General features: G+C 69.2%; 3 protein-coding genes. 2 read left to right on the top strand and 1 reads right to left on the bottom strand.

Features of this window, described 5'->3' with window-relative positions; translation table 11 throughout:
- Positions 1 to 681, top strand: a 681-nt coding sequence (locus tag FUT87_RS17290) for a sensor histidine kinase KdpD (RefSeq protein ID WP_147241814.1), incomplete at its 5' end; no start/stop codon positions are given.
- Positions 682 to 817: 136 nt separating this feature from the next.
- Complete coding sequence (locus tag FUT87_RS17285; protein WP_091728346.1) at positions 818 to 1,702, top strand: neutral zinc metallopeptidase; 885 nt, start codon at positions 818 to 820, stop codon at positions 1,700 to 1,702.
- A gap of 186 nt (positions 1,703 to 1,888) precedes the next feature.
- Here the strand turns inward: FUT87_RS17285 and FUT87_RS17280 are convergent.
- Positions 1,889 to 4,304, bottom strand: a 2,416-nt coding sequence (locus tag FUT87_RS17280) for a S9 family peptidase (protein WP_147241813.1), incomplete at its 5' end; no start/stop codon positions are given.

Raw genomic sequence — 4,304 nt, 5'->3', positions numbered from 1 at the left:
AGCCACGAGCTGCGCACGCCCTTGCAATCCATCCTCGGCTTCTCCGAACTGGGCATGGCGCGCAGCGGCGGCCAGGAGCGGTTGCATGCGATGTTCTCGGACATCCACGGCTCCGGCCAGCGCATGCTGGCCCTGGTCAACGACCTGCTGGACGCGTCCAAGCTCGACGCCGTCGGCGCGCTGGAACTCCGCGCGCAGGACCTGCGCGAGCCGGTGGGCGCGGTGATGCGGGAGCTCGCGCCCTTGACCGCCAAGCGCCAGCTCACGCTGGCCGCCGAGTTGCCCGAGCCGATGCCCGCGAGCGTCGATCCACTGCGCTTCCAGCAGGCGGTGCGCAACGTGCTGGCCAACGCGATCAAGTTCGCGCCGCAGGGCGGCACCATCGAGCTGCGCGGGCAACGGCGGTCCGACGGCGCGTTGCACCTGTGCGTCGCCGACCGCGGGCCGGGCATCCCGGTCGATGAGCTGGAGCGCATCTTCGATCCCTTCGTCCAGTCGAGCACGACCAAGGACGGCTCCGGCGGCACCGGCCTGGGCCTGCCGATCAGCCGGCGCATCGTCGAGATGCATGGCGGCCAGCTGTACGCGGCCAACCGCGAAGGCGGCGGGGCCGAATTCCACCTGATCCTGCCCGCCACGGATTCGGCGACGCCCGGGGACGGCGCACTGGCCGCCGACTGAGCCGCCAACCGGGCCGCCGCTGTCCCCTGATCGAGGCCGCCCGCGCGCGGCGCGGCGCCGTCCGACAGCGCCGTCCGGCGCGCTGTGCCATCCTTGCGCATCGTTGGAGCCGGCACACCGGCGGCAGGAGCGCACCATGAAGTGGGAAGGACAACGCGAGAGCGACAACGTCGAGGACGCACGAGGTGGCGGCGGTGGCGGTGGCGGAGGCGGCTTCCCGATGCTCGGCGGACGCGGCATCGGCATCGGCGGCATCGTCATCGCCCTGCTCGCCTCCTGGGCCTTCGGCATCAACCCGCTGACCGTGCTCAGCGCGCTCGACGGCAGCACCGTCCAGACCGGCGGCGAGCAGCGGCCCGTCGCACCCAGCCATCCCCAGGACACCCCCGCCAAATTCGTCAGCGTCGTGCTGGCCGACACCGAAGACGTCTGGAACAAACTCTTCCAGGCCGGCGGCAAGACCTACGAAGCCCCCAAGCTCCGCCTCTTCGAAGGCACCCAGCCCACCGCCTGCGGCATGGGCCAGGCCGCCATGGGCCCGTTCTACTGCCCCGGCGACAGCAAGGTCTACATCGACCTCAGCTTCTACCAGACCCTGCGCGAGCGCCTCGGCGCGCCCGGCGACTTCGCCCAGGCCTACGTGATCGCCCACGAGGTCGGCCATCACGTCCAACATCAACTCGGCATCACCCAGAAAGTCGAAGCCGCCAGACGCCGTCAGTCCGAACAGGCCGCCAACGCCACCAGCGTTCGCGTCGAACTCCAGGCCGACTGCTTCGCCGGCGTCTGGGCCCATCACTCCCAACAGAGCAAAGGCTGGCTCGAGGCCGGTGACATCGATGAAGCGCTCAATGCAGCCGCCAAGATCGGTGACGACACGCTTCAGCGCAACGCCGGGCGCGCCGTCGTGCCAGAAAGCTTCACCCACGGAACCAGCGAACAACGCCAGCGGTGGTTCAAGCGAGGCATGGCACAGGGGGACCTCAGAGACTGCGATACCTTCTCGGCGCGGCAGATCTGAGGCCGCGGGTTGCGGTGGGAGGTCGAGCGCACGCGCTTGGCCGAGACCGCCGGCGAAGCCGAAGCTCAGGGCGCCAACTCGCTCCGCTCACCTTCGGCTCGCTCCGCTCAAACAGACGGCGCCCCAGTCAGTTGACGAAGCTTCGGCTTCGCCGGCGGCCTCGGCCAAGCACGTCAATCGAGTCGCTCATTGCGACGATTGCTGGGGCGTGGCGGGGGCGGAGCCCGGGGCAGGGCGCGGACGCGCCTCGGCTCGGGGATCGCCGACGCAACCCCTCAACCATTGACTCATCTCCCATTGCACTTGGCCAGCGGACTCGCGCGAGCTGTAGCCGTGCGCCTCGAAAGGCAGCAAGACATAGCGGGCCGTGCCGCCCAGGCCCGCCAAGGCCTGGTACAGACGCTCGCTCTGCATCGGGAACGTGCCCGAGTTGTTGTCCGCCTCACCATGAATCAGCAACAGCGGATCCTTGATCTGGTTCGCGAAAAGGAAGGGCGACAGCTTCAGGTAAACATCCTTCGCATCCCACAACGATCGGCGCTCGCTCTGGAATCCAAACGGCGTCAGCGTGCGGTTGTAGGCACCACTTCGCGCAATGCCACAACGGAACAGCTTCGTGTGCGCCAGCAGGTTCACCGCCATGAAGGCGCCGTAGCTGTGACCCCCGATCGCCACCCGCCTCGGATCCACCACGCCCAGATCCTCCGCCTTGTCCACGATCGCCCGCGCATTCGCAGTGACCTGCTCGATGAAGCTGTCGTTCATGTTCCGAGAGTCACCCACCACCGGCATCGTCGCGTCCATCAGCACCACATACCCATCCATCAGCAGGTTCAACGGACTGATGCCCGAGAAACTCATGTACCGGCCCGGCGATCCGCTCAACTGACCCGCGATCGCCGCATCGTTGAACTCCAGCGGATACGCCCACACCAGCGCCGGCCGCTTCTCACCCTCCTTGAGATCCGGCGGCAAATACATCCAGAACGACAGCTCGACGCCGTCGTTGCGCTTGAAACTCACCAGCTCGCGCCGCACCGCCTTGAGCTGCGGCGCCGGATCCTTGATCCGCGTCAGCGGCGTGACCTTGCCGTTCTCCCGCAGGCTCAGGTTGGGCGGCTCATGCTCGGTCTCGCGCTGCGTCACCAGCCGCCGGTCCTCCAGCAGCGCCACCGGCTGCTCGTACACGCCCTCGGCCGACTGGAACAGCCGCTGCACGCTCAGGTCGCGCAGCGACAGCTTGTCGAGGAAAGGCCGGTCGCCCTTGGGACTTGCGCCCTGGCCCGACAGCAGCAGGTCGCCGTTGAGCGTCTGCGCGACCTGGTGACCATTGGCCAGCGTTCGCATGAAGGGGAAGCCCGGGTGCCGGTAGCGCTCGCGCACCGAGTGCTCGAACAAGGGCCGGCTCTGCTTGCCGTTGAGCGGCAGCAGGTAGGTCCGTGACCAGCCGCGGCTGCGGTCCTCCTCCGTCAGCAGCCCATGCACGCCGTCGTCCAGGAAACGCAGCCGCGTGAAGCGGTAAGGCATGCGCTGCACCTCGAAGGGCTCGCCGGTGTAGGGCGGGTCCAGCCGCATGACGCGGTCGCGGAAGGCGGCGCGGTTGGCGGGGTTCCCGCCGTCGAGCGCCTCCACCCAGTAGATCGCGGCGTCCTTGCTCGGCGACGGATAGAAGACCCGCGGGCCGGGCAACGCGCCGTCGATGGCCACGCCCTGCTTGAGCGGCATCTTGGCCAGCTCGCGGATGACTTTGCCGTCGCGCTGGCGCACCTCCACGACGGTGGGGAAGTCGTCGAAGGTGAGCGCGTAGCTGAACGGGCGCACCAGTCGCTCGGTGAGCAGCGCCTGGCCGTTGCCGACGCTGGACACGCTGGTGAACAGGCCCGGCGTGCCGATGTCGCGGCTCTGGCCGCTGGCGATGTCGATCAGCGTGAGCTGCGCGCGCGCGAAGTACTCGAACAGGTCTTCGTCGCGCGGGTTGCGCAGCAGGTCCGGATAGGTGCGCTCGGGCGACGCCTTGCCATGCGTTTCCTGGATCGCCGGGCCGGTCTGCGGCCGGTTGGGCACGGGGCCGCGATCGTCGGGAATGGTGAGCACCACCGCCTCGCGCGGATTCAGCCAGGCGATGTCGTCCGCATCGACGGCGTTGTTGAGCCGCACGTTGTAGATGCGCCAGAGCTGGCCGTTGGACGTCGCCCCGGCCCAGAGCTCTTCGCCGGTGTCCGTGCGCCGGGACAGCAGGAAGCGCTGCCCGTCCGGCGCCCAGACGAAGTTGTGCCAGGTGCCGCCGGCCGGCAGCTCGACCTCGCGCTCGGCCGCCTCGGGATCGAGCAGCGAGCGCAGTCGCACCCGCTGCACCGCGACCAGGTTCTGCTGGCTCGCATTGCGGGGATCGAAGCGGGCGCCGGCCAGCCGCAGCCCGGGGCGGGCCAGCTCTTCCAGCGGCGTGTAGCGGCGTTGCTCGACCAGCGCCAGCGATTGCCGGTCCGGTGAGGGCAGCAGCCGCGGCAGGGCCGGCGTGTCCAGCAGCTCGCGGATCGCCGGCGACGGCTGCTGGTAGATCTGCGCGAGCGTCGCGGCCGAGGTCAGCGCCGAGGTGGCGGCC

The sequence above is a fragment of the Mitsuaria sp. TWR114 genome, from assembly GCF_007997345.1.
The sequence above is the reverse complement of the archived record's forward strand: the minus strand, read 5'-3'. Positions and strand labels throughout refer to the sequence as shown.

What these genes read in the sequence shown, in the direction of transcription:
- FUT87_RS17285 (WP_091728346.1), top strand. Translation starts at nt 818, where the DNA reads ATGAAGTGGGAAGGACAACGCGAGAGCGACAACGTCGAGGACGCACGA.